This is a genomic window from Streptomyces cucumeris, assembly GCF_024295805.1.
GTDB classification, from domain to species: Bacteria; Actinomycetota; Actinomycetes; order Streptomycetales; family Streptomycetaceae; genus Streptomyces; species Streptomyces cucumeris.
Genome location: NZ_JANCLX010000006.1, coordinates 232498 through 257798, shown reverse-complemented (window position 1 = coordinate 257798; position 25301 = coordinate 232498). Strand labels below are relative to the sequence as shown.

Annotated in this window: 32 protein-coding genes and 1 pseudogene; 6 read left to right on the top strand and 27 right to left on the bottom strand. The window is 70.0% G+C overall.

The annotated features are described in order from the left end of the window. Nucleotides 1-185 precede the first annotated feature (185 nt). The 18 genes and pseudogenes from NMK44_RS11950 to NMK44_RS11870 all read right to left on the bottom strand — a co-directional run. Entirely contained in the window at nt 186-356 is a 171-nt protein-coding gene (locus tag NMK44_RS11950) for a hypothetical protein (protein ID WP_254741465.1), read from the bottom strand. After that, complete coding sequence (locus NMK44_RS11945) at nt 353-571, bottom strand: hypothetical protein (protein WP_254741463.1); 219 nt, start codon at nt 569-571, stop codon at nt 353-355. Before NMK44_RS11945 ends, NMK44_RS11950 begins: the two co-directional genes overlap by 4 nt. Beyond that, entirely contained in the window at nt 568-933 is a 366-nt protein-coding gene (locus NMK44_RS11940) for a DUF2493 domain-containing protein (protein ID WP_254741461.1), read from the bottom strand. The genes NMK44_RS11945 and NMK44_RS11940 overlap by 4 nt, the downstream gene beginning before the upstream one ends. Nucleotides 934-1224: 291 nt before the next feature. Continuing rightward, nucleotides 1225-1815, bottom strand: a complete 591-nt coding sequence (locus NMK44_RS11935) for a hypothetical protein (RefSeq protein ID WP_254741458.1) — start codon at nt 1813-1815, stop codon at nt 1225-1227. 10 nt (nt 1816-1825) lie between these two features. Then, a complete protein-coding gene (locus tag NMK44_RS11930) occupies nt 1826-2593 on the bottom strand; it encodes a hypothetical protein (protein ID WP_254741456.1) in 768 nt (255 codons plus the stop codon). Further along, a complete protein-coding gene (locus tag NMK44_RS11925; protein ID WP_254741454.1) occupies nt 2590-2838 on the bottom strand; it encodes a hypothetical protein in 249 nt (82 codons plus the stop codon). Before NMK44_RS11925 ends, NMK44_RS11930 begins: the two co-directional genes overlap by 4 nt. Continuing rightward, the gene (locus tag NMK44_RS11920; protein WP_254741451.1) at nt 2835-3425 is read right to left on the bottom strand and encodes a toprim domain-containing protein; all 591 of its coding nucleotides are present in this window, start codon (nt 3423-3425) and stop codon (nt 2835-2837) included. Before NMK44_RS11920 ends, NMK44_RS11925 begins: the two co-directional genes overlap by 4 nt. Then, a complete protein-coding gene (locus tag NMK44_RS42675) occupies nt 3337-3726 on the bottom strand; it encodes a CHC2 zinc finger domain-containing protein (protein ID WP_374215258.1) in 390 nt (129 codons plus the stop codon). Before NMK44_RS42675 ends, NMK44_RS11920 begins: the two co-directional genes overlap by 89 nt. Nucleotides 3727-3773: 47 nt before the next feature. Continuing rightward, nucleotides 3774-4196 carry a RusA family crossover junction endodeoxyribonuclease gene (locus tag NMK44_RS11915; protein ID WP_254741449.1) on the bottom strand — a complete coding sequence of 141 codons (423 nt, stop codon included), beginning with the start codon at nt 4194-4196 and terminating at the stop codon, nt 3774-3776. Continuing rightward, entirely contained in the window at nt 4193-4987 is a 795-nt protein-coding gene (locus tag NMK44_RS11910) for a DnaB-like helicase C-terminal domain-containing protein (protein WP_254741446.1), read from the bottom strand. The genes NMK44_RS11915 and NMK44_RS11910 overlap by 4 nt, the downstream gene beginning before the upstream one ends. A gap of 20 nt (nt 4988-5007) precedes the next feature. After that, a complete protein-coding gene (locus NMK44_RS11905; RefSeq protein WP_254741444.1) occupies nt 5008-5307 on the bottom strand; it encodes a hypothetical protein in 300 nt (99 codons plus the stop codon). A 104-nt stretch (nt 5308-5411) separates the two neighbouring features. After that, the gene (locus tag NMK44_RS11900; RefSeq protein ID WP_254741441.1) at nt 5412-5843 is read right to left on the bottom strand and encodes a D29-gp49 family protein; all 432 of its coding nucleotides are present in this window, start codon (nt 5841-5843) and stop codon (nt 5412-5414) included. Next, the gene (locus NMK44_RS11895; protein ID WP_254741757.1) at nt 5836-6651 is read right to left on the bottom strand and encodes a RecB family exonuclease; all 816 of its coding nucleotides are present in this window, start codon (nt 6649-6651) and stop codon (nt 5836-5838) included. Before NMK44_RS11895 ends, NMK44_RS11900 begins: the two co-directional genes overlap by 8 nt. A gap of 2 nt (nt 6652-6653) precedes the next feature. After that, entirely contained in the window at nt 6654-6905 is a 252-nt protein-coding gene (locus tag NMK44_RS11890; protein ID WP_254741438.1) for a hypothetical protein, read from the bottom strand. A 97-nt stretch (nt 6906-7002) separates the two neighbouring features. After that, nucleotides 7003-7320 carry a hypothetical protein gene (locus NMK44_RS11885; RefSeq protein WP_254741435.1) on the bottom strand — a complete coding sequence of 106 codons (318 nt, stop codon included), beginning with the start codon at nt 7318-7320 and terminating at the stop codon, nt 7003-7005. 161 nt (nt 7321-7481) lie between these two features. Continuing rightward, entirely contained in the window at nt 7482-7817 is a 336-nt protein-coding gene (locus NMK44_RS11880; protein ID WP_302888073.1) for a WhiB family transcriptional regulator, read from the bottom strand. Nucleotides 7818-8028: 211 nt separating this feature from the next. Then, the gene (locus tag NMK44_RS11875; protein WP_254741427.1) at nt 8029-8406 is read right to left on the bottom strand and encodes a hypothetical protein; all 378 of its coding nucleotides are present in this window, start codon (nt 8404-8406) and stop codon (nt 8029-8031) included. 391 nt (nt 8407-8797) lie between these two features. After that, nucleotides 8798-8992 (bottom strand): annotated as a pseudogene (locus NMK44_RS11870) (gamma carbonic anhydrase family protein); the annotation flags it as partial. A gap of 127 nt (nt 8993-9119) precedes the next feature. Between NMK44_RS11870 and NMK44_RS11865 the strand changes: the two are divergent. Continuing rightward, complete coding sequence (locus NMK44_RS11865; protein WP_254741424.1) at nt 9120-9857, top strand: alpha/beta hydrolase; 738 nt, start codon at nt 9120-9122, stop codon at nt 9855-9857. Between the two features lie 79 nt (nt 9858-9936). On the opposite strand, the gene NMK44_RS11860 is transcribed toward NMK44_RS11865, so the two are convergent. After that, nucleotides 9937-10812, bottom strand: coding sequence for an EamA family transporter (locus tag NMK44_RS11860; protein ID WP_254741420.1), 876 nt, complete (start codon nt 10810-10812; stop codon nt 9937-9939). A gap of 102 nt (nt 10813-10914) precedes the next feature. Between NMK44_RS11860 and NMK44_RS11855 the strand changes: the two genes are divergently transcribed. Beyond that, nucleotides 10915-11487 carry a helix-turn-helix domain-containing protein gene (locus NMK44_RS11855; protein WP_254741417.1) on the top strand — a complete coding sequence of 191 codons (573 nt, stop codon included), beginning with the start codon at nt 10915-10917 and terminating at the stop codon, nt 11485-11487. Between the two features lie 34 nt (nt 11488-11521). Then, nucleotides 11522-12076 (top strand): YbaK/EbsC family protein, encoded by a 555-nt coding sequence (locus NMK44_RS11850; protein WP_254741414.1) that lies wholly within the window; start codon nt 11522-11524, stop codon nt 12074-12076. A gap of 62 nt (nt 12077-12138) precedes the next feature. Here the strand turns inward: NMK44_RS11850 and NMK44_RS11845 are convergent, their stop codons facing one another. From NMK44_RS11845 to NMK44_RS11835, 3 genes are all read right to left on the bottom strand, one after another. Then, nucleotides 12139-12546, bottom strand: a complete 408-nt coding sequence (locus NMK44_RS11845) for a CoA-binding protein (protein ID WP_254741411.1) — start codon at nt 12544-12546, stop codon at nt 12139-12141. A gap of 91 nt (nt 12547-12637) precedes the next feature. Further along, complete coding sequence (locus NMK44_RS11840; RefSeq protein ID WP_254741408.1) at nt 12638-13060, bottom strand: SRPBCC family protein; 423 nt, start codon at nt 13058-13060, stop codon at nt 12638-12640. Next, complete coding sequence (locus NMK44_RS11835) at nt 13057-13671, bottom strand: CGNR zinc finger domain-containing protein (protein ID WP_254741405.1); 615 nt, start codon at nt 13669-13671, stop codon at nt 13057-13059. The genes NMK44_RS11840 and NMK44_RS11835 overlap by 4 nt, the downstream gene beginning before the upstream one ends. Before the next feature lie 87 nt (nt 13672-13758). Between NMK44_RS11835 and NMK44_RS11830 the strand changes: the two genes are divergently transcribed. Further along, a complete protein-coding gene (locus tag NMK44_RS11830) occupies nt 13759-14385 on the top strand; it encodes a YigZ family protein (RefSeq protein ID WP_254741402.1) in 627 nt (208 codons plus the stop codon). A gap of 55 nt (nt 14386-14440) precedes the next feature. Here NMK44_RS11830 and NMK44_RS11825 read toward each other — a convergent pair whose 3' ends face one another. Together NMK44_RS11825 and NMK44_RS11820 are read right to left on the bottom strand one after the other, a co-directional pair. Further along, the gene (locus tag NMK44_RS11825) at nt 14441-16009 is read right to left on the bottom strand and encodes a sensor histidine kinase (protein WP_254741399.1); all 1569 of its coding nucleotides are present in this window, start codon (nt 16007-16009) and stop codon (nt 14441-14443) included. Next, the gene (locus tag NMK44_RS11820) at nt 16006-16806 is read right to left on the bottom strand and encodes a response regulator transcription factor (protein ID WP_254741396.1); all 801 of its coding nucleotides are present in this window, start codon (nt 16804-16806) and stop codon (nt 16006-16008) included. The genes NMK44_RS11825 and NMK44_RS11820 overlap by 4 nt, the downstream gene beginning before the upstream one ends. Before the next feature lie 271 nt (nt 16807-17077). Here NMK44_RS11820 and NMK44_RS11815 point away from each other — a divergent pair, with 271 nt between their 5' ends. Together NMK44_RS11815 and NMK44_RS11810 are read left to right on the top strand one after the other, a co-directional pair. Continuing rightward, nucleotides 17078-18307, top strand: coding sequence for an exonuclease SbcCD subunit D (locus tag NMK44_RS11815; RefSeq protein WP_254741393.1), 1230 nt, complete (start codon nt 17078-17080; stop codon nt 18305-18307). Next, nucleotides 18304-21726 (top strand): AAA family ATPase, encoded by a 3423-nt coding sequence (locus NMK44_RS11810; RefSeq protein WP_254741390.1) that lies wholly within the window; start codon nt 18304-18306, stop codon nt 21724-21726. Before NMK44_RS11815 ends, NMK44_RS11810 begins: the two co-directional genes overlap by 4 nt. Nucleotides 21727-21774: 48 nt before the next feature. Here the strand turns inward: NMK44_RS11810 and NMK44_RS11805 are convergent, their stop codons facing one another. From NMK44_RS11805 to NMK44_RS11795, 3 genes are all read right to left on the bottom strand, one after another. Next, nucleotides 21775-22650 (bottom strand): ATP-grasp domain-containing protein, encoded by an 876-nt coding sequence (locus NMK44_RS11805; protein WP_254741387.1) that lies wholly within the window; start codon nt 22648-22650, stop codon nt 21775-21777. A gap of 318 nt (nt 22651-22968) precedes the next feature. Further along, the gene (locus tag NMK44_RS11800) at nt 22969-24651 is read right to left on the bottom strand and encodes a DUF885 domain-containing protein (RefSeq protein ID WP_254741384.1); all 1683 of its coding nucleotides are present in this window, start codon (nt 24649-24651) and stop codon (nt 22969-22971) included. A 102-nt stretch (nt 24652-24753) separates the two neighbouring features. Then, nucleotides 24754-25248 (bottom strand): Lrp/AsnC family transcriptional regulator, encoded by a 495-nt coding sequence (locus NMK44_RS11795; protein WP_254741381.1) that lies wholly within the window; start codon nt 25246-25248, stop codon nt 24754-24756. Between the last annotated feature and the right edge of the window lie 53 nt (nt 25249-25301).

The following is a 25301-nucleotide window of genomic DNA, read 5'->3' as shown; positions in this document are numbered from 1 at the left end:
TGTCGAGGGCCCGAGCGTCCGGCCGAAGGTGCCAGGTGCCGCACCTGACCACGCGGGCCCCGTGGCGGCCCCGTAGGGCGTTCACGTCTCGGGCGTACGTGATGTGTCGCGACTCGGGGTCGAGGCCGGCCGACCGGCACCACATGCGGAACTGGGCGAGGCTTCCCGCCAGGACCACGATCGGCTCACTCACCGACGGCCCCACGGACACGGGCTAGGTAGCGCTCGACCTTCGCCAGGGCCGGGAAGTCTTCGGGGTCCAGCCGCTCTAGCTCGGACTCGACGGCGTCCGCCTCCTGGCCGTCGAGGTACAGACAGAAGGGGTGTCCCAGTCGCGCGCGGCGGTAAGCCTTCACTCGGCACCCCCGAGGACGTACCGCGCCGAATGGTCCTCGGTCGCCGCAACGCGAGTGACAGTGGTCTTCGCATACCGGGCGGCGCTGTACTGGCCCTTCATGCCGGAGAGGCAGCGTTGCACCTGGCGGTGAACGGCCTCTTCGGTGTCGCCCTCGATCACCCGAGGAAACTTCGGGTAATAGGCGTGCGGGTTGTCGATGATCACCTGAATCATGCGAGGAACCTCCGGGTCTCGACCCTGCCCTTCTCGGCGAGAGTGGCGGTCATGGAAGCCCCGCGGCTTCCGTTGCGGATGAAGGCCAGGCAGATATCCGGCGCTAGGTCGACCAGCTCGGCGTTGCGGATGGCACCCGCGCTCTTCCCCCACCGGTCCCAGTCGGCCGGACGGCGGATGATGTGCATCCCCGTGGCTCTGGCGTACTCGTCGGCGAGCGCATCGGCCCCGGTGGGGCACGCTCCGTGAATCAGTACGGCTTCGTGGTGCGGAGCCTTCGCCTCGTAGAGGGCCCGGAAGATCTCCAGCTCAATCGTCCGGGCGTCCGTCCAGTCCCGGGAACCGGTGACGAGTATCTTCAACAGCCGCTCCCGGCGTACACGGGAACGACGGTGGTCGTGTGGCCGTGAGGCTGCGGAGAGGCAGGCCGGACCGGTCGGGGGCCGGGGGCCGGCCGCGGGGCCGGGGCAGGCTTCGAGAAGGACGGCGGACGCGGGGCGGGCCTCGGCGCAGTGAAGCCCATGGGGGCCGCACACGCGCGGTCCGTGTCACAGGACACGATGCCGATAGCGGCAAGGAGAGCCAGAGCGAGAGCGACAGCGACCCGCTTCAAGCGATGCATGGTGCGCATTCTTCGATTTCCTTCCGGGGGTTCAGGCGGTGGCGCCAACGGTCCGACGCTGGGGGCCGGAATGGGCTTTCATTTCCTGCTGACGCTTAACAACGCTGTTGTTCAGAACGCGAACGATCTTGTCGATAGCGCGAGAAAGCCGCATGGTCTCGGCGGAAGAAAGGGCCTCTCCGCGCTCATACCGCTTCGCGATTACCTGAGCGTCGAGAACGGGCAGGGTGCTGTAAGCGCGGTCGAGATCCCAAAGGGCGACGACGACACCGCCCGCAGAGACGGATACACCGTCTTCCTTCGTCGGGGCGGTTTCCCAAAGCTCAGGCTGGAAGAAAGCCCTCTCGAAGAGCTGTCGAACTTCGGAGGACGTGTAAACGTACTCGGCCGAGTGATAGATGTACGTGTATCGCTCGCGTCCCGCGTAGCTGATCGCGATCTTCCGGAAGTTGTTCCGAAGCTGTCCATCGGGGTAGGCGGCCCCCTCGTACACTCCTTGCTTCTCGACGACGTGAAGAAGGATCTCCTGCCGAATGTCCTCGGCGTCAATCCCGGGGTACTCGTCGGCGACCCGGCGGGCAACACCCTCGGCGATCTTCGTGTACTTCGTCCAGTCAATCATCGTGCTTCTCCTAAGCGGCCTTCAGGCCGTACGTCTTGCCTTCGACCACGAAAGAGCCGTTCGGGCGGATGAATACGGGGACGGGGGTAACGCGGTTCTTGTCGACGTAGAGAATCCCGAAGCCCTGTTGCCAGTTCGCGTGACCGGCCTTCAGGTAGTGGGCGCTCTTCATGTCCATGAGGTTTCCGACTTCGAAGCCGAATCGCTCGCGCGTCACCTTCGAATTGACGGCCGTGTGTTCGTGCTGGATTCCGAGCTTGTGAGTGTGGCCGCAGACCACGGAGTAACCCCACTTGCGAGCAAGGGCCATAGCGGTTCCGCCGGGAATCCGGGACGACGCGCCTTCGTCGCCATGGGCGAGAAGCCATCCGGGGGCAATCTCGTACGGCTCTTCGTGGTAGGTCACGCCGTACTTCTCGAAGTCGAGAAGGGACGGCACTTCGAGGGCCTTCAGGCCCATAAGGCCAGGGGCGCGCGTCCGCACGTAGTTGAGAGGCCGGTCCATGTGATTGGAACGGCTTACGTGAATGGGGCCTTCGTGCACCGCACGAAGGCCGGCAAGAACCCGCTTGCCCGCGTCACAGTGCGCCTGAAGATCCCCCTTGTACTCACCGGCCATTCCGCGAGTCCATCGGCTGATCTGGGGGAAGTCGACTTCATCCCCCACGCTGGCTATCTCGTCCGGGCGGTAGTCCCCGATGAAGCCGAGGACGTTCCGGACGGCCCGCCGATCGTGAAACGGGATCTGCATGTCGGACAGGACAACGATGCGCTTCAAAGGGTGACGCCCTTCTCTCGAAGGGCTTCTTCGAGTCTCTTCAGTCGGATATCGAGCATGGCCGCATACACGGCTAGGTCTTGAGCTTCTTCACGGGCGTACACGACCAGCTCGACCAGCGGCATGGTTTCGAACTTCTGCCGCCCGTCGCCTTCGTCGTACTGTTCGGCCCCGATTCCGAGGATTCGCCCGCGGCATTGCCGAATGAAGTGGCCGAATTCGTCGGCGAGTTCGTGACTGGTCATCGCTTGATCTCCAGTAGGTCTAGAAGGGCCTCGGGCCCGTGAGCTAGGACATAAGAATTCACGTCATGCCCGGCCGGCATGGGGCAGATTCGAACGTTCTTGACAAGCTCGGCGATTTTCTCGGCGAACTCCAGCCCCTGCCCCTTATCGTCGCCATCGGCAAGCATGAAGACCGCCTTATAGCCCTTGAAGCATCGAGCGAAGTACGGCTTGAATGCGCTCACGCCAGCCATGCCGACGGCAGGAAGCCCAAGTTCGACCGCCCGCCCGTGTGCGGCTCGAATACCCGCTTCGTGTGCCGCAATCGCGTCAAACTCGCCTTCACAGATGGCGATATAATCGCTCGGCATGAGAAGGGCATTTGCGTTATAGATCCGGGGAGGGTCACCGGGGACAGACCGATACTTCGGCCCTTCCCCGTCGCCGAGGCGCCGGAATCGTATGGTCATGACCCCGGCCCTGGTGAGGTAGGGAATCGCAATCATCCCCCTTGCCGTCTCATGCCCCGGCAAGGGGTTTTCGACGTAGCCCAGCCTGAAGGATGCTGCGCTGTCCGCGGACAGGCCGCGCTTCTTCAAATACTCCACGGCGGCGGTACTCCGGGTTAGATCCCCCTCGTACCTGGCCGTAGCTTCCTCCAAGAAGCTTTTCAGCGCAGGATCGGGTACAAGAGAAATCGCGACATCCTTCCTGGTCGGCGATTACATCGAACGAGTCGCCCGAGATATCGCATGCGAAGCACCGGAACTTGTTCTCTTCGGTGCAGACAGAAGCCGAGGCATTTCGGTCTTCGTGAAAGGGGCACTTCATTTTCCGGAAACGCGCCCCTTCTGGAACGTCAGTCGCTCCGTAGTGCTCCAGCACTTCCGCGATCGGCGGCTTCTCCATCCGCCCTCCCTTACGCTCCAAATACTAGTTTCGCGCGGGTGGCGGAATCAAAGGACGGGATAGACCCGAATCCGTGCGCCAGGCTCTTCGTCGTGTGACGCATAGACCTTGTGCGCGTAGAGCTTCACCACCTGGGCGTCATCCTCGAAGGCCCCGCCGGCCTTCAGGCCATCCAGGGTCGAGCGGCAAAGCTTGTCCAGGTCCGGGTACTTCGCCGGATATACGGGAGCGTCCGGCTTGAGCTGGTCGGCGAACTTGCCAGTGCGATAATGGCTCTTGGGTCGTTTCAGTCGGAACACGGCCCGCACGGCGACGTACGTCCAGGGGTCGAAGGTGTGGTTCAGGGCCTCGGCCGATATGGCAGCACGCCACGGCTTGACCTTTTTCGAAGACTCCACCATTCGACCCCCGCCAACGTGCCTCTTACTGCCCTGCGGGGCAGGGGTGCCGATCACGTCTATCTCGATCATCCGGCGAGCCTCATGCGTTCCATGTCGGCGTCGAGATAGAGGATCATGGCGCCGGACGCGTCCGCCTTTCCGGTTCGGTTTTTCACGACCGACACGCCCATCTGGCGCGAAGCGTCGTCACCGATGCGGTGAAGGGTGAGAATCATTTCCGGCACGCGGCCTATCTGCCCCTTGATCTGGGACAGGGGTACCGGCGAATTCCCGTCGTTGCTGTCGCCTTTTACGTGGTGCAGAGCCACCACGCACGCGCCCGTCATGCGGGCTAGCTCATGAAGGTATTCACAGACCTTCTCCAGGGCGACATAAGAGTTACTGTCGCCCTCGGCGTCCGGGACGACATTGGACAGGTTGTCCACGATGATTAGTTCCGGCCACATGCCGTAGGTGACCGCGAAAGCCTTCAGCTCGGCTTCGAGGTCATCAATCGTTAGGCTCGCGGTGAAGTCCCAACGAAGGTGATCGAAGCCGTCCAACTGGGCTTCTACGGCCGTGGTCTTGCCGTGTTCTAGCGCGTTCTCGATGTCCCTGGTCGACCAGCCCGAGACGTTCGCGGCGCAGCGAACGAACATGGTTTGGGGGTCGGTGTCCGCGCTGAAGTAGAAGGCCGGCACGCGGGCGTGTAGGGCCAGGGCCATGGAGAGGGCAGACTTACCGACACCGGGCGCCGCAGAGATAATCGTGAACTGTCCTCGGCGGAAATGGACGGTGTTCGCGGCGAAGGTCTTGAAGAGTACGGGGAGGGGTTCGCCGGTCTTACCGGCATCGCCCTTCGCTCGAACAATCGTGTACAAGGGCGATCCTTCGAGAGTTCTTAGGCGGAAGCCCAGACAGGCAGGGGGGCGCAGTTGCGATAGCGGCTCTTCCGGAATTCGCCAGTGGTGGCGATCAGGCCGCGCTTCGCGGCTCGACGCATCACGGGGCCGAGGGCGCGCGGCTCACGCGGCTTGATCAAGCCCAGGTCCCAGAGATCGTCAGTGGTGAAGTCGTCGAGGACGCCGGACACTTCGGCAACGAAGCCGAGGGCGTATCGCTTCCACTCGTCATCCGCGTTCGCGTCCACCTGGGCGATAGCGGCGTCACGGGTCTTCTGGGCGTCGAGGTTCGTAGGCATGGGGGCACTCCGCGGGCTTGTTTAAACGGGCATGAGAAAGGCGCGTTGGGCGGCCTCACGGCCTGGCAGTCGCGCCCCTGCCATTCCAAATACTAGGTTCGGGCCTAGCGAATGAACTCCAGAGAGCACGCGTCCGGGGTTCCCTGCGGGGCGGGGCACGCCCAGGCTCGCCAGGTTCCCGGCTTGTTCTTGTACGGCTTCTCAAGGAACCGCTTCTGTCCGTGCGGACAGGTGGGCGGAGTGCCGTACGGGGTCTGGCCGGCCGGGGCCTGAGCGGGCGCCGGGGCGGGGGCCTGGGCACCGCGGTCATAGTTGCCGGGGTGCTCAACCGGGCGCGCCCCGAGCTGAGCGCCAAGGGTCTCTTCGGCCCGAAGGGCGCTCACGGCCTCACCGATCAGGGCCGAGATTCCCGTCTTCGTGTACCCGTCGAGAAGGTCGACCAACTCGGCCTGCGAATCGGCCTTGATCACAACCCAGGTGGCGTCATGGCCACCGTGGGACTTCAGGGTCACAGAGAACTTCTCGGACTCAGACATTCACACTCTCCTGATAGGGGTACTGGCGTGCGTCCACGCCGTTGACATCGCAGAAGCGCCGGACCGTACAGGTACGGCAAGCGTCGCCAGGGTTGGGGAGGAACAGGCCGAGGCGAACGGCCCTATCCATGTTCCGGAACCATCGCTTGACCTTCTCTAGCGAGTAGTCCTGAAGGTTCCACGGGTCGGTGGGGGCATTGTTCTTCGCCATGAAGAAGTCACCGAATCCCGGCTTCACGCCGAACATGTCGTTCAGCGCATGGTCGTAGACGGCTAGCTGAAAAGGCGTATCGGGGAGCCGAGTCCCCGTCTTCAGGTCCCTGACTCGAAGGTGGCCGTCCGGGTACTCCACCACCTGATCAATGAACCCGCGGACTTCGATCCCGTCGAGGACGAGCGTGAACGGAAGCTCAATGGCCGGCTGTCCGTCGACCGGTTCCCAGATGCGTTCGGGCGCTTCTATCGCGTACTCAAAGTAGGCTTCGACCTGCCCGCGTCCACGCTCACGACGCTTCTTCAGGTCGTTCTCCGGCTTCGTGGTGCCCCCGGTGAGCCACCGGGTCACGTCCGGTTCGACGGCCAGGGCCGCCGCGTGCTCTCGCTCCCATGCTTCTTCGAACCACTCGGCCATCTGGTCGGGCCCGTAGGCCCGGTGGCTCTTCTCCCACTTCTCCACGGCTTCGTGGTAGGCGGTCCCTTGGATGAACCAACCGGCTTGATTCTGGGGAGCTTTGGCGACCTTCTCTAGCCGGTACGCCTCACCGCAGCGTACGAACCCGGTGTACTGCGATACGGAGCGATGGGCCACCGTCACGCCCCGGTGGGGGTGTGGTTTCCGGTGGCGACGTTCTCGATCTCGCCGAGGAAAGCAGCCATGGTCACGCCGTCCACGAACTGGGGGACGACAGCGTTCGAGAGGCGGACGGTCGCGCCGTGAACGACCAGTTCGACCACGTTCCGGCCGAGGCCAGCGTCACGGAGGGGGCGCACAGCGATGGGGCGGCCGTCGATGTCGGCGAAGTTCATCGTGGGGGCGTCGTTGAAGGCGTCGGCGGTAGACATACAGGCTCTCTCTTTTCCAAATGCTAGGTTCAGGGCAAACAGAAGGGGCAGCCTGGTTAGCTGCCCCTGGTTCGGTATTCAGTTGTTGAGTGTTGGGTTACTCGAAAACCCAATATGCGGTCGTGTACTCGTCGCCGTGATCGCACCCGAGCGTGTCGCTATACCAGCCCTTAAGGGCTATGGCTCTTATGGGCATCATTTCGCGGGCGGTCTGTACGTCTTCACCTTCGGTGTTCTTACCGCAGTACGAGATTTCGAGGCGCGTTCCGTTGGCGTATCGAACTCTCACGACCGAGATTACTTGCGGCACATCCATGAGGATGTCAACCCCCTGAAGGTCTTCACCCGCGTTGTTGAGATCAATCCCGGTCGAGCTGTCTACGAGCATTCTTGTTGTCCCGGCGGCCAGTACCACACCAATATGATTTCGGTTCCCGCGCGCCGTCAGTAGCACTCGGGATCGAAGCTTACCCCGTATAACTTCACAGGGCCTACACATTCTTGCAACTTCAACTACTGCGTTATGTGATCGTTATACTTAGCTTTGCCTTACCTCAAGGGAAACTCAAGTTCCCTCTAGGCGGCAAGGCCGCTAATCCGGCGCAAACGGTCGGCTAGGGTCTTGCGCGGCATGTCGAGTTCACGCGCCATGGCAGAGATCGACATCCCCTCAGCCTGCATGCCCCTGACCTTCGCGTTCAACGTCTCCTCGATCATGACCACCCGGAACCGCTTGGCGGCCTTTCGGTCATCCGGGGACAGTCCACCCCATACGCCAAATTCCTCATCCTCGCCCAGTTCGGCGCACTCAGTGCGGGCCGGGCAATGGCCACACGCTTCTTTCGCGTCTTCCATGTCCCGGGAATTCTCCGAGAACCAGAACTCGGGACTGACCTCACAGGGGTACGACAAGACGCCTCACTTATGCCGGTGTATTTGGCCGCCGGTATTGCTCACGTCCCCGACTTCTTGCCGGTTCCTCCGTGGCTTCCCTCGCTGACATATTCATCTTCGCCCGGCCCCCCTGGCGGAGTCAAATACTAGCTTCAGGGCAGCAGAAAGGCCGCCCTACCCCCTTGTAGGACGGCCCGGCTTCTCCCCCGTGGAAATCGTTTACACGCCGCTATCGCGAACCGGAAGGATCTACGATCTTGGGAAGGCTGGAAGTATCGTCATCGCTGGTATCGCGAACGAGATCATCACCATCCGCGGCTCGACGCTTCGAGTAGTAGAACCCGCCAGTAGTCGGGTTAGCCGGATTGGGGCCCATATCCCGGTGATAGCAGACCACGACATCCGCGGCCTTCACCTCATTGAGCCACTTATCGAGCATCCTCTCTTTCACCTCGGGCAGGGTGTCACCCTGTTCCCGGCGCGAGAGCAGGCGCAGCATCATTGCGGGGCGCGCGTGCGCGTGCTCCGTCTTGACCGTCCACGGAAGGTACTTCTTGTGGTCGGGCCTCTGCTTCGCCAGGCCAGCGTCTCGAAGCTGCCAGTACACGGCCCCCTTCGTGACCCCGTACATATCCGCAATCTCTTGGTACGTCTTACCTTTCGAGCGGTGGTCTCTCAGTACGTCGCTCGTTGGAAGTTGTCTGGGGGCCGGCATAAGGGGTCCTTCGAGGTGGGGGAAGCTTGTTGATCAAGCTAGTGGGGTGCCTGACTAGCTGCCAATGGGAAGCTGGTCAAGCCCCGAACCGTCTAGGTTCAATACAAGTATACGCATGCAGCTTCCCGCATGTTGGGGTATCCCGAAATTCGAGATCGCCCCTCAATGGCGCATTCGGATGGACGTTCGAATGCGGGGGTTTGGGGGCGTTGACGCGACCCCGAGGGGGGTCTACCTTGGGGGTTTAAGCGCCGCGTTTCCGCAGGTCAGAGGGTAAATCCTAGTTGTCCTGGATGTTGCTCTGCGCCCCGACACTGATCGGTGCGGTGTCCCCGCGGAGCACGGCGTGGTACCAGACGCTCGCCTCCGGTGCCACCGACACCTCACCGATGACCACGGATGTCGGGGCGGCGAACGCCTCCGGGTCGACCTTCGGCTCCCTGCCGCCCACCCCGGCTATCAACGCCCGCTCCGTCACAGCATGTCTCCCTCGGTCCGTCTGGGCATGTCCCCGGCACGGTACCCCCGTACCGAACCACCGCAACCGGCGGAACCACAGCAATCGATCATGCGTCCTGATCTCCGTGGGAACACCGGGAGGGTCCATGGGGACCAGGCAAGAGCAGACACAGGAACCGCGCCGCTTCTTCGTGGCGGGCGACGGCGAGCGGCTCGGCTGTGCCGCGTTCGCCCCCGCTGCCCCGGCGGTGGGCGCCACCGCGGTGGTGCTGCACGGCGCCGGGACCAGTGACAAGGAGCGCATGCTCGGCCTGATGCGGGACCTGGCGGCCACCGGCCGTACCGCCGTCGCCTGCGACTTCTCCGGCCATGGCGAAAGCTCCGGTGAACTGGGCGAGTTGAGCCTGGAGCGGCGGTTCACCCAGGCCCGCGCTCTGATCGACCAGTCGGTACCCGCTTCCGATGAACTGGTCCTCATCGGGTTCAGCATGAGCGGTCAGACGGTCGCCGATCTGCTGGTCCACTACGGTCCACGGGTCACCACGATCGGCCTGTGCGCACCCGCCGTCTACGCCCGTGACGCCTGGCAGGTGCCGTTCCGTGCCGGATCCGGCTTCACCGAGATCATCCGCACCCCGGAGAGCTGGCGCTCCTCCGCCGCCCTCGACACCTTCCGCGCCTACCGCGCGCGGGCGGTCCTCGCGGTGCCCGCCCGGGACGAGGTCATCCCGCCGGAGGTGACCGAGGCCGTGGCGGACGCGCTGGCCGAGGAGGCCGTTCTCGGCCATCTCGTGCTGCCCGAGGCCGAACACTGGCTCGGCGCCTGGTTCCGTGACCAGCCCGGTGACCGCCGCCGCTTCGTGCGGGCGCTGGTGGACGCCTGAGCCCTGAGCCCTTGAGGCCGCCGAGGATGCGCGGGCGCCGACCGGGCGACCCCGCGGGCCCGGGCACCCCGCCGGTCCCTCAGCCCGTCGCCAGCAGCAGGGTTCCGACCAGCGCCAGTCCCGCACCGCCCGCCTGGATCGCCCGCAGCCGCTCGTTGAGCAGCCCGCGGGCCGCGAGCGCGGTCACCACCGGGTAGAGCGAGGCGAGTACGGCGGCCACCGCGACCGGACCGTGGTGGGCGGCCAGGTTGTAGGTGCCGTTCGCGGCGACATCGGACAGGCCCACGAACGCGAGCGCCGGAAGTGCCGCCCGGACCACGGCGATACCGCCCTCGGGGCCCTCGGGCAGTGCGGGGTTGCCGCGCCGGACGGAGACGTAGAGCGCCGCGCCGCCGACCGCCACATTGCCCAGCCGCTGCACGAACAGCGCGAGGAAGAGCCCGGTGAGGGTCGAGGACGCCTCCGCGATCAGCGCCATCACCGAGCCGAAGCCGAGGGCTGCGACCAGGGTGAGCACCAGGGTCTGCCGCTGGACGGGCGCGCCGCCGGTCTGCGGTCCGCTCGCCAGGACCACACCGGCCACCGCGACCACGATCCCCGCGACCTGGAGCACACCCGGCCGCTCGCCCAGCACCAGCGCAAGGCCGAGGGGCACCGCCACCCCGCCCAGCGCGCCGAGCGGGGAGACGACGCCCATCGGGCCCAGCGCGAGGGCCCGGTAGAAGCAGAGCATCGCGGCCGGTCCGACCACACCCGCCGCGACCGCGAACCACAGCTGCGGTCCGGCCTCGGACCAGCCGCCGGTGGCCACCACGATCGCCCCGAGGACGGCCACCGCGATGGTCTGCGAGACCACGACGACGGTGAGGGCGGGCATACGCCGGGTGAGCAGCCCTCCGCCGAAGTCGGCCAGCCCCCAGAGCAGGCTGGTGGCAAGAGCGAAGAGTGCGGACATGGTGGAACCTCGCCGTACAGTGTGTTGGACGTGGGAGTACACCCCACCGTAGTTCAATGCGTTCGACTAAGCCATTCAAAATATTGGACGGACATCCGGACCGTGACGGACCTCGACCAGCTCACGCAGTCACTCGCCCGCAATCTCAAGCGCTGGCGCAATGAGCGCGGCTACACCCTCGACGCCCTCGCCGCCCGGGCCGGGGTCAGCCGGGGCATGATCATCCAGATTGAGCAGGCCCGCACCAACCCCAGTGTCGGCACCACCGTGAAGCTGGCCGACGCCCTCGGGGTGAACATCACCACACTGCTCGACTATGAACAGGGACCGCAGGTGCGCCTGGTCCCCGCCGATCAGGCGGTGCGGATGTGGTCCACCGACGGGGGAAGCTACACCGCGCTGCTCGTCGGGACCGAGGCGGAGGGGCCGCTGGAGTTGTGGGAGTGGCGGCTGATGCCCGGTGAGGGCAGCACATCCGATCCGCATCCGGCGGGCACCTTCGAGCTGCTGGTCGTGACGGAGGGGGTGCTGACCCTGGTGGCGGGCGGCGAGGAGCACACCGTACCGACCGGGACATCGGCCGCCTTCGAGGCCAACACCCCTCATGGCTACCGCAACGACGGCGATGTCCCGGTGGCGATGACCATGGCCGTCTCGGTCCCGCCCGCTCGCTGAACCGTCCGTCCGCCCGCTCGGCTAGCGTGACCCCATGAGCACGCCGATGGATGCCTTCGACGACGTCCGCCCCGCTGTCGAGTGCCTGGACCTGCTGACCGCCCCCGTCGCCGCCGCCCTGCGCGACTGGCGCGGGAACGTGCCGGTCGAGCAGGTGCGCTACGTCGACACGGACCCGGAGCGGGCCGACACCGCCGTACTCGTCGAGCACTACGGGGCGTGGCTGCTGGAACAGTCCGCCAACTGCGTGGTCGTCGCGGGCAAGCGGGGCGGTGCGGTCACCCTCGCCGCCTGCATGGTGCTGGCCCATACCCGCGCGGATGTCAACGGTGTGGTCCGCCGTCATCTCGGCGCGCGGAAGGCGTCGTTCGCCCCGGCCGGGACCGCCACCGGGGAGAGCGGTATGGAGTTCGGCGGCATCACGCCCATCGGTCTGCCCGACGGCTGGCCGCTGCTGGTGGACGCCGCCGTCGCGGAGATCCCCCACGCCGTGATCGGCAGTGGCGGCCGCCGGGGCAAGCTGATCGTGCCGGGCGCACTGCTGGCCGGACTGCCGGGCGCGGTGGTCCTGGAGGGTCTCGGCGTCTGACCCGCCGGTCAGGGCCGCCCCGCACGCCGATCCGCCCGGGAGTCCTTGCGGGCACGCGCGGCTCAGCCGAGCCGCGGGATCTCGATGGCCGGGCAGCGGTCCATGACCATGTCCAGTCCGGCGGCCCGGGTGCGCTCGTAGGCTGCCGGGTCGATCACGCCGAGCTGGAACCAGACGGCCTTCGCCCCGATGCTCACCGCCTCGTCCGCGATACCGCCCGCCTGTCCCGCGTTCACGAACACATCGACCACGTCCACCGGGAAGGGGAAGTCGGCCAGGGAGGCGTAGCCCCGCTCGCCGTGCACCGTCTCGGCCTTGGGGTGCACCGGCACGATCCGCTTGCCGAAGCGCTGGAGCACGCCCGCGACCCCGTAGGCCGCGCGCTCCTGGTTGGCGGAGAGTCCCACCACGGCCCAGGTGTCACCCCGCTCCGTCAGGATCCTGCGGACCGTCTCCGGATCGCCGTACATGGGTGCCTCCTGCGGGGATGCTCGAATGTGCCGTTCCAGGGCTCCTCGCATCACAACCGTCACCGGCGCCCGCGGATTCCCGGTGATCCGGTCATCCGCGGTGCTCCGGCAGCAGGACGCCCGCCACCTCGGCCATCACCGCCTGCCAGTGGTCCCGCCGCTCGGCGCGCTCCCGTGTACCGGAGAGCCGTTCCTGGTGGAAGCGCAGGACGCAGCCCGCGCCCTGTGCGGTGACCGTGATCTGCACGGTGGTCTCGCGCTCCGCCGCCGCGGGCCGGTGGGTCAGCCGGAGCCGGGTGCCCTCCTGGTAGCCGCGCACCTCGCCGGTCACGCCTTCGTCGGTACGGTACGCGGAACCGCGCTCGGGGTGGATCCGGACGCCGTGCCCCAGCCACAGGGCGAGCCCCTCCGGTCCGGTGACGAAGCGCCAGACGGTCTCGGGCGGCAGCGGCAGCGTCTTGGAGACGCCGATCTGGAAGCCCGCGGTCCTGGTGAGTCCGGTGGGATGCGTCATGGTGCGGTGTTCTCCTCGGTGTCACGGCGGGCGCGCAGCGCCCGGACCTTGTGGCGGTTGCCGCAGCGCTCCATCGCGCACCAGCGGCGCCGCCCTGGGCGGGAGGTGTCCACGAAGACCAGGAAGCAGTCGTCCGCTCCGCAGACCCGGATCCGCCCGGCGAAGCGGCCGGTGAGCAGTTCGACCGCGTCACGGGCGATCGTGGACAGCGCCTGGCGGGCCTGTGCCGGGGTGTCCCAGCCATGGGTTCGACGCGCTGTGACGTACGGGACCAGCGGGGGACGAGCCGCCGCGCGATGGAGTTCGGCGAGGTCTCCGGCGGCCAGCGGTCCGCCGTCCGCCGCGGCGCGCGCCAGGCCCCACAGCGCGTCACGCAGCCGACGGCCCGCGGCCACGTCCTCCGGGGCGGTTCGCACATCGGCGGGGTCCAGGCCGAGCCGGCAGCGGCCGAGCCAGTCGGCCAGGTCCGCCGGGGTGTGCAGCACCTCGTAACGGCTCAGCGCCCCGGGCCCGCCGGTGGTCAGGAACTCCAGGCACAGCGCGCCCGGATCGAACAGGTAGCGGGTGCCCTCGGGGGAGGTCAGCACCAGGCCGTGCGACGACTCGCTCATGTAACCACTATAACCAGTTACCGGGCAATGGGGCCGCCCGGAGGGCGGTCTCCGCACGGCGCTCCCCGCGGCGCATAGGGTGGACGGATGCAGGAGCGGTACCGGACGGTCGCCCGCGCGGGCGTGCATGAGATCGAGATCAACAAGTCGCGCTTCATCTGCTCCCTCGCGCCCGCCGCGACCGAGCGGGAGGCGCAGGACGTCATCCAGCGCGTCCGGAAGGAGCACTCCACCGCCTCGCACAACTGCTTCGCCTACGTCATCGGCGCCGACGGCGGAGTGCAGAAGGCGTCCGACGACGGTGAGCCGGGCGGTACGGCGGGTGTGCCGATGCTCCAGATGCTGGTGCGCCGGGAGGTGCGCTACGTGGTGTCCGTCGTCACCCGCTACTACGGCGGTGTGAAGCTGGGCGCGGGCGGGCTGATCCGCGCCTACGGCGGCGCGGTCGGCGAGGCGCTGGACACCCTGGGCACCGTGGTCCGGCAGCGCTTCCGGCTGGTCACCATCACGGTCGACCACCAGCGGGCCGGAAAGCTGGAGAACGATCTGCGCGCCACCGGGCGGGCGGTGCGCGATGTGCGCTACGCCGAGGACGTCACGATCGAGGTGGGGCTGCCCGAGGCGGACGTCGAGGCGTTCCGCGGCTGGCTCGCGGACACCACCGCCGGGACCGCCGTCCTGGTGCTGGGCGGCGAGGCGTACCAGGACGCGTAGCCGGACGGGTCCGGCGACGGAGGAGACCGCGCGGAGTCCGGCGCCGCGGTCTGATTCACGACGATCCGGACGATACGGCCCGGGCGGAACCGCGGACCGGTGGCTCCGCGTCGGACGCGGCGTCCGGGGAGCCCTGCTGCCCCGGCCCCGGTGCCCCGGCCGGTCTGCGGCCGAGGGCGATCCTGACCGGACGGGCCGCACCCGCGCGGGACACCGGCCGCAGCCGGACGAAGGCGTCCAGCCCGCCGCCGGGTGCCGCGGCCAACGTCGCCTCCCCGCCGCTCACATGGGCCAGTCGCTGGACCAGCGACAGGCCCAGACCGGTGCCGCCCTTGGGCGCGTCGGGGGCGCGCCAGAAACGGTCGAAGGCGCGGCGCCGCTGTTCGGCAGTCATCCCCGGCCCCTCGTCGATCACATGCAGTTCGACCCAGGGCGGCCGCGTCTGGTGACCGGGCAGATGGAGCGGGCGCCGGTCGGAGACGGAGAGCCGGGGCCCGAGGGTGACCGTGCCGCCCGCCGGGACCGCCCGCAACGCGTTGGAGAGCAGATTGTCAAGGATCTGTTCCACGGCCCCGGGCGCCGCGAGCGCATGGCCGACCGGTCCGCCGGTCAGCACCAGCCGGGCGTCCTCCCGCTCGAACAGCGGCGCCCAGGTGCGCAGTCGGTCGGCGCACACCTGGTCCACATCGACCGGTTCGGGGACGACGGCCCCCTCCTCCAGGCGCGCCATCGCCAGCAGCCCTTCCACCATCCGGGCCAGCCGGTCCGTCTCGGTCATCGCCGCGGTGAGGCAGTCGTGCGCATGGCCGGACACCTCGGGCTCCAGGTTGTCCAGGCGCAGCCGCAGCGCCGCGAGGGGCGTCTTGAGCTGGTGGGACGCCTCGGCGGCGAAGGCGCCCTGGGAGGCCAGCAGATGTTCCAGCCGCGCGGCGGTCTGGTTGAACGTCGCCGCGAGGCTGCGCACCTCGGGCGGTCCGGAGCTCGCCGGGGCCGGGGTGGCCAGTTCTCCGTCGGCCAACCGGTGTGCGGCACGCTCGAGTTCACGGATCGGACGGCTGGTCCAGCGGGCGAAGACCAGGGCCACGACGGCGACGGCGACCAGGATCGCGAGCCCGGCGAGGGCCAGGATCAGCCAGATCCGGTGGACCCGGCCCTCCACCGCGTCGGTGGGGAGGGTGAGCCAGACCGCGCCCTGCGGCCGCTCGCCGTGGCCGATGGGGGCGGCCATGGACAGATGGCGCACCCCGCCGATGGTGGAGGTCCGGACGTCGAACGCGTCATGGCCGTTCAGCGCGGCCCGCAGTTCGGGCCGTGCCGCCGCGCTCCGCCGCTGCCCGACGGAGAGCGGCTGCGATGCGGCGAGCAGCCGGCCGTGGACACCGACGATGAGGACGGTTCCGCCGATGCGCTCGGCGCAGTGCATCACCCTCGGTGGCAGCCGGTCCTCCCGGCCCGCGGCGAGGGACAGTGAGGCGAACGCGGCGACGGACTCGGCCTCGTCCTCGGCGGCGGTGATGATCCGCTCCCGTTCGGCCCGGCTGTAGACGTACCCCAGCGGTATCTCGAGGCTCAGCAGCACCAGGGCCGCCAGGGTCAGATAGCCGAGCAGCAGACGGCGGGTCACGGCCGGGCGGTCTGGGGCACCCGGGCGTGCACCGCGAGCCGGAAGCCGACGCCGCGCAGGGTCTGGATCCAGGCCGGATCCCCCAGCTTGCGGCGCAGGGTGGCGATGTGGACGTCCAGCGTCTTGGTCGGCCCTTCGAAGTGGGGGTCCCAGACGCGGTCGAGGATCTGCTGACGGGAGCAGACGGCGCCGGGGTCCTCGGTGAGCAGGGCCAGCAGCTCGAACTCCTTGGGGGTGAGGGGCACGGGGGAGTCGCCCACCCAGACCTGCCGGGTCCGCCGGTCCACGATCAGCGGCTCGGCGAGGGGGCCCCGGAGATCGGCGACCGGGGGCTCGTACGCCGCCCCGGCCGGACGCGCGGCGCCGGAGGGGCCCGGGCCCGGGGCCGGGACCACCACCGGAAACGTGGCCGACGGCGGGGAGGTGCCCACGGAGGCGGCGGGCCGGGTGCGGCGGGTGATCGCCCGGATCCGTGCGATCAGCTCCCGCATGCTGAACGGTTTCGCCAGATAGTCGTCCGCCCCCAGTTCGAGTCCGAGGACCCGGTCGGCCTCCTCACCCCGGGCGGTGAGCATGATGATGGGCACCTCGGACGTCCGCCGGATGCCGCGGCAGACATCGATGCCGTCCATGTCCGGCAGTCCCAGGTCGAGCAGGACGATGTCCCCGTACGGCCCCCGGAGCCCCTCGGTCCCGGTGCGGACATGGTCGACGGTCAGCCCGTACCGCCCTAAACCCTCGATCAGGGGCTCGGCGATGGTCTCGTCGTCCTCGATGAGCAGTGCACGTACCGTCATGCGGTCTGTCTACCGCAGCCGCTCCGGGCCCCGCCGATTTTTGTCATCCTCCGAGCGGGGGCCGGAATCGGCGGAACGGGACCGCCGCGGAGTACGTCATCACGGGCGGTCGGCAATGGCCCCGGGCGTTCCGGAAGGGACGTCCTGTTAGGGCGGGGCCCCGATCGCCGATACCGTGGCCGGAGCCCGTACCGTCCATCCGGTGCGGGCGCGATGGTGACCGAGGTCCATGGGGCGGGGGAAGGACAAACGTGCGGGTCGGGGATGAACGGTGAGAATTCTGCACACCTCCGACTGGCACCTCGGACGGTCCTTTCACCGGGTGAACCTGCTCACCGCCCAGCGTGAGTTCATCGACCACCTGGTCACCACGGCGCGGGAGCGGGAGGCCGACGCCGTGGTCGTCGCGGGCGACGTCTATGACCGCGCGGTGCCGCCGCTCACCGCCGTCGAGCTGTTCGACGACGCCCTGCACCGGCTGGCGGAGCTCGGCGTTCCCACCGTGATGATCTCCGGCAACCATGACTCCGCCCGCCGGCTCGGCGTCGGCGCCGGACTGATCGAACGCGCCGGGGTCCACCTGCGCACCGACCCCGCCGAGTGCGCCACCCCCGTCGTCCTCGACGACGCCCATGGCGCGGTGGCCTTCTACGGTCTGCCGTATCTGGAACCCCGCCTGGTGCGCGAGACGTTGGACGCCCCGGCCGCCGGGCATACGGCGGTGCTGGACGCCGCCATGCGGCGGGTGCGTGCCGATCTCGCCACCCGGCCGCCCGGCACCCGCGCCGTCGTCCTCGCCCATGCCTTCGTCACCGGTGGCGCGGTCAGCGACAGCGAGCGCGACATCAGCGTCGGCGGTGTGGCCTCCGTCCCCGCCGAGGTCTTCGACGGTGTGGACTATGTGGCGCTCGGCCATCTGCACGGCTGCCAGACCCTCACCGAGCGGATCCGCTACTCCGGCTCACCGCTCGCCTACTCCTTCTCCGAGGCCCCCCATCGCAAGTCCATGTGGCTGGTGGAGCTGGGCCCGGCGGATACGGCAGAAGCGGTGGGGCCGGGCAGCGCCGCGCTGTCCGCCGAGCGGGTGGACTGCCCCGTGCCCCGGCCGCTCGCCCGGATCCGCGGCCGTATCGAGGACCTGCTCGCCGACCCCGGTCTCGCCCGGCACGAGGACGCCTGGGTCGAGGCGACCCTGACCGATCCGGTCCGTCCGCAGGAGCCGATGGCCCGGCTGACGCGGCGCTTCCCGCACGTCCTCACCCTCGCGTTCGACCCCGAGCGGCCCCCCGAGGACCCGCTCGCCTCCTACGCCCGGCGGCTGCGCGGCCGCGACGACCAGCAGATCGCCGAGGACTTCGTGGCCCATGTGCGCGGTGGACGCGGTCCGGACGCGGCGGAGCGCACAGTGCTCGGCGACGCGCTCGAAGCCGTGCGGACCGAGGAGAACGGCGCCGGACGGGACGCCGGGGGCGGCACCGGCCGCACGGAGGGGACGCGATGAGGCTGCACCGGCTGTCCATCACCGCCTTCGGTCCGTTCGGCTCCACCCAGGAGATCGACTTCGCCGAACTCTCCGCCGCCGGGCTCTTCCTGCTCCACGGGCCCACCGGCGCGGGCAAGACCTCGGTCCTCGACGCGGTCTGCTACGCCCTGTACGGGCAGGTGCCCGGGGCCCGGCAGGGCAGTGCGCCATCCCTGCGCAGCGATCACGCCGATCCGTTCACCCCGACCGAGGTCGTCCTCGAACTCACCGTCGGTGAACGGCATCTGGAGATCACCCGCAGCCCCGAACAGCCCCGCCCCAAGAAGCGGGGCACCGGGACGACGCGTGAGAAGGCGCAGAGCCTGCTGCGCGAGCGGATCCCCGCGACGGGTACGGCGCCGGGCCGGCCGGGGGAGTGGAAGGCGCTCAGCCGCTCGCACCAGGAGATCGGCGAGGAGATCGGGCAGCTCCTCGGGATGAGCCGCGAACAGTTCTGCCAGGTGGTGCTGTTGCCGCAGGGCGATTTCGCGCGCTTTCTGCGCGCGGATGAGATGGCCCGCGGCACCTTGCTGGGCAGGCTGTTCGACACCGGCCGCTTCGCCGCCGTGGAGCACCGGCTCGCCGAACTGCGGCGGGCCGCGGAGAAGCGGGTCACCGGCGGTGACGAGCGGCTTCTGGCGCTCGCCCACCGGATGGCCCAGGCGGCCGGACCGGCCCCCGACCTCGTGGCGTGGCCGCTCCCCGAACTCGCCCCCGGCGCACCGGGGCTGGCCGACGCCGTCCTGGAGTGGGCCGCCGTCGCCCGCGCCGGGGCGCGTGAGCGGCGCGACATCGCGTCCGCGGCGGTGCGCGCCGCCGAGGCCGCATATGACGAGGCCCGGCACGCGGCCGACACCGAGCACGAACGGGACCGGTTGCAGCAGCGCCACGCCGAGGCCCGGCGGCGTGCGGACGACCTCGAACGGCAGCGGGCCGAACACGACCGCGTGCGTGAGCGGCTGGAGCGCGCCCGCGCGGCGGACGCGGTCGCCCCCGCCCTCGAACTGCGCGCCGCCGCGGACCACGAACACCGGGCCGCGGCCGACGCCGAACGCGCCGCCCGTGCCCGACTGGCCGCCGACCCCGGTCTCGACACCCTGACCGCCGCGCTCCACCGGCCCGCCGCACCCGGGATCCCGGGTCAGCGCCCGGCGGACGAGCGGGAGGTCCCGGCCGAGGCGGTGGCCGCCGGCGACACGGCCCACCGCACCTCCGGCGCCGCGCGGGGAGACGCATCCGTGGCGGGGACCGGGGATGGACCGAGGGACGGGGGTTCCGCTGAGCCGGGCGCGGCCCCGCGGCCCGAGGACCCCCGACGGACCGATGACGCCGCACCGCCTCCCGAGGGCACGCCCCGGCCGTCCGCCGCGCACCACCGGGACGACGACACCCGGCCGTGGCTGCCGGGCCCCGCGCCGCACGGCCCGCAGTCCCCGGCCCCGGCCGACGACGGGCACCTCCGCACCCGTCTCTCCGAGGCGGACGCCGCTTCCCTGGCCCGGGTCGAGCGCGGGCTGCGCGAGGAACTCGGCTCCCTGGCCGCCGCCCGGCGCGCCGAACAACGGGCCGAGGCCGTGGCCGACGAGATCGCCGGGCTCGACCGGGAGGCGCGCGCCGACGACGAGGCGCTCGCCGAGGCCGCCGACTGGCTCACCGGCTGGGAGACGGTCCGCGCGGAGCACCAGCGGCGTATCGACGACGCCCAGGACGCCGCCACCCGCGCCGAACAGCTCGGCGGCCGGATCGAACCCGCCGAACGACGGCTCGACGCCGCCCGGTTGCGAGACCGGCTCACCGTGGAGGCTTCGGAGGCGCGCGAGCACCGAATGCGGTGCCGGGAGGACGCCACCGACGCCCGGCAGAACTGGCTGGACCTCAAGGAGGGCCGACTGCGCGGGATCGCCGCCGAACTCGCCGCCGGGCTGCGGGCGGGGGAGCCGTGTGCGGTATGCGGATCGGCCGAACACCCGGACCCGGCGCGCCCCGGCGACGGGCATGTGGACCGGGCCGCCGAGGAAACCGCGCTGGCGGAGTACCAGAGCGCCGAGGCACGCCGGGAGGAGGCCGAGCGCGTTCTGCACGGGCTGTGCGAAACCCTCGCGACGGCCGGGACCACCGCCGGGGGCGGTGAGACCGCCGGACTCGCCCGCGCCCTGGCCGAGCTGCGGTCCGCGTACGCCGGGGCCCGTGAGGCGGCGGCGGACGGTCATCCCGCCCGCGAGGCGCTGGACCGGGCCGGGCGCGAGTACGAGCGGCGGCTCGCCCAGCGTCAGGAGGCCGAACGGCGGGCCTCCGCACGCACCTCGCACCGCGAGGCGCTGCTGCGCGAACGTTCCGCGCTGCGCACCGAGCTGGAGCGGGCCCGGGGTGGCGCCGCCACCGTGGCGGAGCGCGCGGAGCGGCTGGAGCGGCAGGCCGCCCTGCTGGCGCGTACCGCCGAGGCGGCCCTCGCGGCCGAGTCCGCCGCGCGGCGGCTGAAGGACGCCGACGCCCGGCTCGCCGACGCCGCCTACCGCGCGGGCTTCGACACGCCCCAGGCCGCCGCGGCCGCCGTGCTGCCGCCCGAGCGGCAGCGTGAGGCGCGGCTGCGCGTCGAGCGGTGGCAGTCGGAGTCCGCGGCCGTCGCGGCGGAACTGGCCGATGAGCGCGTGCGCGCCGCCGCGCGGACACCGCCCGCCGACCCCGACGGCGCGCGCGCCGCCGCAGAGACGGCCACGAGGGCGCTGCGCGACGCCTCGGCCGCGGATGCCGCGGCCCGCGCCCGCTGCACGGACCTGGACGCGCTGTCGCGGCAGGCGGTCGCCGACGCCCACCGCGTCGCCCCGCTGCGCGAGGAGTACGACCGGGTGGCCCGCCTCGCCACGCTCACGGCGGGCACCGCGACCGACAACGAGCGCAGGATGCGGCTCGAGGCGTATGTGCTGGCCGCCCGGCTGGAACAGGTCGCCGCCGCGGCGAGCGTCCGGCTGGCGCGGATGTCCTCGGGCCGCTACACCCTGGTGCACTCCGACGCCCGCGCCGGCGGCCGCGGCCGCTCCGGCCTCGGACTGCATGTCATCGACGCCTGGACCGGCCGCGAGCGCGACACCGCCACCCTCTCCGGCGGGGAGACCTTCTTCGCCTCGCTCGCGCTGGCCCTGGGCCTGTCCGACGTGGTCACGGACGAGGCGGGCGGGGTCCGCCTGGACACCCTCTTCATCGACGAGGGCTTCGGCAGCCTGGACGAGCAGACCCTCGACGAGGTCCTGGACGTCCTGGACTCGCTGCGCGAGCGGGACCGCACGGTCGGGATCGTCAGCCACGTCGCGGATCTGCGTCAGCGGATCCCGGCCCAACTGGAGGTTCTCAAGGCCCGTCAGGGCTCGACGGTCCGCCACCGCCTGACGACGGGGACCTGAGCCCCCCCCCGCGTCGGCACCGGCCCTGGCGGCTGCCGGGGGCGTCGGTCAGCGGGCGGCGGCCGCCGCCAGCGACATGAACAGCGGGCGTGGATCGGTGTCCCGGGGCAGACCGCTGACCTGTCCGTCGCCGACCTCCACCACGCGCCACCGGCCGTCCTCCCGGAGCGCCAGGTCCGTGGTGATGAAGCGGCAGCCCAACTCCCTTACCGCCGGGCCGATATCGGTCAGATCCGGTACGGGACGGAGGGCGGGTGAGTCGGGGTGGGGGCCGATATGCACCGGTTCACCGTCGAGCCACCAGACCCGTGCCTCGCCCACCGGCCGGAAGCGTTCGAAGCGGCGCAGCACCACGCCCCCGGTGAGGAAGTCGTCCTGGAGCTCGACGAAACGGGCGGCGACCGCCGCGAGGTGCTTGGTGTCGGCCAGGTCGGGGATGTAACACGCCTCGTCCCACTCGTGTTTGCGGGATTTGACCCAGTCCTTCACCACGGCCGGACCGGTACCGCCGAGCCGGGCCGCCGTCCCGGCGAGCGCCGCTTCCACCAGGGCCCGGCCCGGGGCGGTGGGCAGCCAGGCGCTGGGCGGGGTCAGGGGCGCGAACACCGCGTACCAGCCGGGGAGTTCATGGGCGCTGCGGTAGCGCTCGGGCGAGGTGAGCAGGGTGCGGCCGCGCCCGGCCAGCGCGGTGGCCAGCTCGGCGTAGCGGTCGCCCGGCAGCATCCAGCCGCGGTACCAGGCGGGCCCGCTCTCCCGCGGCACCCGGGCCACCGCGCCCGCCGTGTCGCCGGAGACCAGGGCCTCGTGGTCGATCAGGGCGACTGCGGCTCCGGCCGTGCGCACGGCCCGCGCCTCGTCGGCGAATTCGGGGTCGACCCGGCGCGGTACGAGCGGATCGCGGGAGAAGAGGAAGACGGGGCCCATGGGCGGACCCTAGTGCCGCGTCAGCCAAGGTTCGCCCCGCTCGCCGCCCTGGCACGGCCGCCCCCGGCTACCGCCGGGAGGTGCCCCCTGCGGCGTTGCCGAACCGGCCGAGTAGGCCCGCCCCCAGACTTCGTCCGGGGGTGCCCCCGCGAGGCCGATCCGGCGCCTTGCAGCTGACCGCACCAGGACGCCTCGCTATCGGGCAAACCCCGGCTGACGCGGCACTAGGAAGCGGGGCGGCCCGGCCACAAGCCGGTTTCCCGGCCGGGCCGCCCCCGTGCGCCTACGCGCCCGCCGCGTCCGTGGAGCCCTCGGGGCTCACAGCGCCGACAGCTCCTCGACCAGGTCGTCCAGCCCCAGTGACCCCTGCGAGAGCGCGGCCATATGCCACTTCTTGGCGTCGAAGGCGTCGCCGTGGGCCTTACGGGCGGCCTCACGGCCGGTCAGCCAGGCGCGTTCGCCCAGCTTGTAGCCGATGGCCTGGCCCGGCATCCCGAGGTAGCGGACCAGCTCGCTGTCGAGGAACTCGGCGGGGCGGCCGCAGTGCAGGCCGAAGAACTCCCGGGCCAGCTCCGGGGTCCAGCGCTCACCGGGGTGGAACGGGGAGTCGCCGGGGATCTCCATCTCCAGGTGCATCCCGATGTCGACGATCACCCGCAGCGCCCGCATCATCTGGGCGTCCAGATAGCCCAGCCGCCGCTCCGCGTCGGAGAGGTAGCCCAGCTCGTCCATCAGCCGCTCCGCGTACAGCGCCCAGCCCTCGGCGTTGGCGCTGACCATGCCGACGGTGGCCTGATAGCGGGAGAGCCGGTCGGCGACATGGGCCCACTGGGCGAGCTGGAGGTGGTGGCCGGGTACGCCCTCGTGGTACCAGGTGGAGACCAGGTCGTAGACCGGGAAGCGGGTCTCGCCCATGGTCGGCAGCCAGGTGCGGCCGGGCCGGGAGAAGTCCACCGAGGGCTGGGTGTAGTACGGCGCGGCGGCGCCACCGGGCGGGGCGATCATCGACTCGACCCGCTTGACCCGCTCGGCCAGGTCGAAGTGGGTGCCGTCGAGCTGCTCGATGGCCTCGTCCATCAGCTCCTGGAGCCAGACCCGGGTCTCCTCCACGCCCTCGATATGGGTGCCGTGCTGATCGAGGTGGCGCAGTGCCTCCCAGGGGGTGGCACCGGGGAGGATCTTCTCGGCCTCGGTGCGCATCTCGGCGTGGATGCGGTGGAACTCCGACCAGCCGTAGGCGTACGCCTCGTCCAGGTCGAGATCGGTGCCGTTCCACATCCGGACCCAGCGCCGGTAGCGCTCGCGCCCGACGACGTCCGGGGCGTCCTCGACGGCGGGCGCGTAGGTGTCGCGCAGCCAGTCGCGGAAGGTGACCAGCGCCCCGGTGGCCACCTTCGCGGCCTCGTCCAGCTCCTCGCGCAGGTCCTTCGGACCGCCCGCGGCGAACTCGGCGAACCAGCCGCCGTCGGTGCCGATCCACTCCGCGAGCTGCTCCAGCACGGTGGCCACCTGCCGGGGCCCGGCGGGCAGCTCCCGGCGCAGCCCCTCGGCGAGCGCGGCGCGGTAGCCCTCGAGCGCGGCCGGTACGGCGCGCAGCCGGGCCGCGATGGCCGCCCAGTCCTCGTCGGACCCGGTGGGCATCACGGTGAAGATGCCGCGCACCGAGTGCAGCGGGGAGTGCAGATTGCTGACGGCCCGCAGTTCCTCATGGGCGTCGTGGACCGCGAGCTCTGCGGTCAGCCGCTCCCGCAGCAGCCGGGCGCAGCGCCGCTCGGCGTCGCTGTCCGCGCCGGGCCGTGCCTCGGCCTCGGTCAGCCGGTCCAGGGTGGTGCGGGCCAGCTCGGCGAGGGCGCCGGCACCGGCCGGGGAGAAGTCCGGGAGGCGGCGGGAGCTCTCCGGAACGCCCATGTAGGTGCCGGTGATCGGGTCGAGTTCGATGAGGGCGTCGACATAGGCATCGGCGACGTCACGGGGCAGCGGAGCGTTCTTGGTGTCGGACATGCGGCCATCCTCGTACGCACGGGGCCACTGCGTCAGCAGCATATCCGGTGACGTACCTGAACCCGCCGGTCACGGTGGCCGGAAGCGGCGGCAGGACAGGGCCTAGCCGACCGGTGCGCCACCGTGGGCAGGGGGCAGCATGGGCCCGCAGGCCCACTGCTGGAAGATCAGCCGGGTCTCCACCCGGGTCACCTCACGGCGTGAGGTGAACTCGTCCAGCACCAGCCGCTGGAGATCGGCGGTGTCGGCGACCGCGACATGCACCAGGTAGTCATCGGGTCCGGCGAGGTGGAACAGCGACCGGGACTCCGGCAGCGCCCGGATCCGTTCGACGAACGGTCCGACCAGCTCACGGCGGTGCGGCCGGAGCTGCACCGAGAGCAGCGCCTCCAGACCGCGCCCCATCTTGGCGGGGTCGAGCCGGAGCTCATGGCCGAGAATGACTCCCGAGCGGCGCAGCCGGGTGACCCGGTCCAGGCAGGTCGAGGGCGCCACACCCACCTGGGCTGCGAGGTCCCGATAGGTGGTCCGGGCGTCGTTCTGCAAGAGCCGCAGAATCTGGAGATCCACCGGATCGAGAGCGACTGTTTCGGCCATCGGCCGAACGTAGCACGAACATCAGTCGTATTGAATCGGTGCTTGTTCACCCT

Excerpts from the sequence above, each read along its gene's own strand:
- NMK44_RS11840 (WP_254741408.1), bottom strand. The coding sequence starts at position 13,060 with ATGACGCATCCCACCGGACTCACCAGGACCGCGGGCTTCCAGATCGGC.
- NMK44_RS11805 (WP_254741387.1), bottom strand. The coding sequence starts at position 22,650 with ATGGGCCCCGTCTTCCTCTTCTCCCGCGATCCGCTCGTACCGCGCCGG.
- NMK44_RS11935 (WP_254741458.1), bottom strand. The coding sequence starts at position 1,815 with ATGATTGACTGGACGAAGTACACGAAGATCGCCGAGGGTGTTGCCCGC.
- NMK44_RS11800 (WP_254741384.1), bottom strand. The coding sequence starts at position 24,651 with ATGTCCGACACCAAGAACGCTCCGCTGCCCCGTGACGTCGCCGATGCC.
- NMK44_RS11915 (WP_254741449.1), bottom strand. The coding sequence starts at position 4,196 with ATGATCGAGATAGACGTGATCGGCACCCCTGCCCCGCAGGGCAGTAAG.
- NMK44_RS11820 (WP_254741396.1), bottom strand. The coding sequence starts at position 16,806 with ATGACGGTACGTGCACTGCTCATCGAGGACGACGAGACCATCGCCGAG.
- NMK44_RS11850 (WP_254741414.1), top strand. The coding sequence starts at position 11,522 with ATGAGCACGCCGATGGATGCCTTCGACGACGTCCGCCCCGCTGTCGAG.
- NMK44_RS11945 (WP_254741463.1), bottom strand. The coding sequence starts at position 571 with ATGATTCAGGTGATCATCGACAACCCGCACGCCTATTACCCGAAGTTT.
- NMK44_RS42675 (WP_374215258.1), bottom strand. The coding sequence starts at position 3,726 with ATGGAGAAGCCGCCGATCGCGGAAGTGCTGGAGCACTACGGAGCGACT.
- NMK44_RS11890 (WP_254741438.1), bottom strand. The coding sequence starts at position 6,905 with ATGTCTACCGCCGACGCCTTCAACGACGCCCCCACGATGAACTTCGCC.
- NMK44_RS11835 (WP_254741405.1), bottom strand. The coding sequence starts at position 13,671 with ATGAGCGAGTCGTCGCACGGCCTGGTGCTGACCTCCCCCGAGGGCACC.
- NMK44_RS11905 (WP_254741444.1), bottom strand. The coding sequence starts at position 5,307 with ATGCCTACGAACCTCGACGCCCAGAAGACCCGTGACGCCGCTATCGCC.
- NMK44_RS11845 (WP_254741411.1), bottom strand. The coding sequence starts at position 12,546 with ATGTACGGCGATCCGGAGACGGTCCGCAGGATCCTGACGGAGCGGGGT.
- NMK44_RS11865 (WP_254741424.1), top strand. The coding sequence starts at position 9,120 with ATGGGGACCAGGCAAGAGCAGACACAGGAACCGCGCCGCTTCTTCGTG.
- NMK44_RS11795 (WP_254741381.1), bottom strand. The coding sequence starts at position 25,248 with ATGGCCGAAACAGTCGCTCTCGATCCGGTGGATCTCCAGATTCTGCGG.
- NMK44_RS11830 (WP_254741402.1), top strand. The coding sequence starts at position 13,759 with ATGCAGGAGCGGTACCGGACGGTCGCCCGCGCGGGCGTGCATGAGATC.
- NMK44_RS11810 (WP_254741390.1), top strand. The coding sequence starts at position 18,304 with ATGAGGCTGCACCGGCTGTCCATCACCGCCTTCGGTCCGTTCGGCTCC.
- NMK44_RS11900 (WP_254741441.1), bottom strand. The coding sequence starts at position 5,843 with ATGTCTGAGTCCGAGAAGTTCTCTGTGACCCTGAAGTCCCACGGTGGC.
- NMK44_RS11860 (WP_254741420.1), bottom strand. The coding sequence starts at position 10,812 with ATGTCCGCACTCTTCGCTCTTGCCACCAGCCTGCTCTGGGGGCTGGCC.
- NMK44_RS11925 (WP_254741454.1), bottom strand. The coding sequence starts at position 2,838 with ATGACCAGTCACGAACTCGCCGACGAATTCGGCCACTTCATTCGGCAA.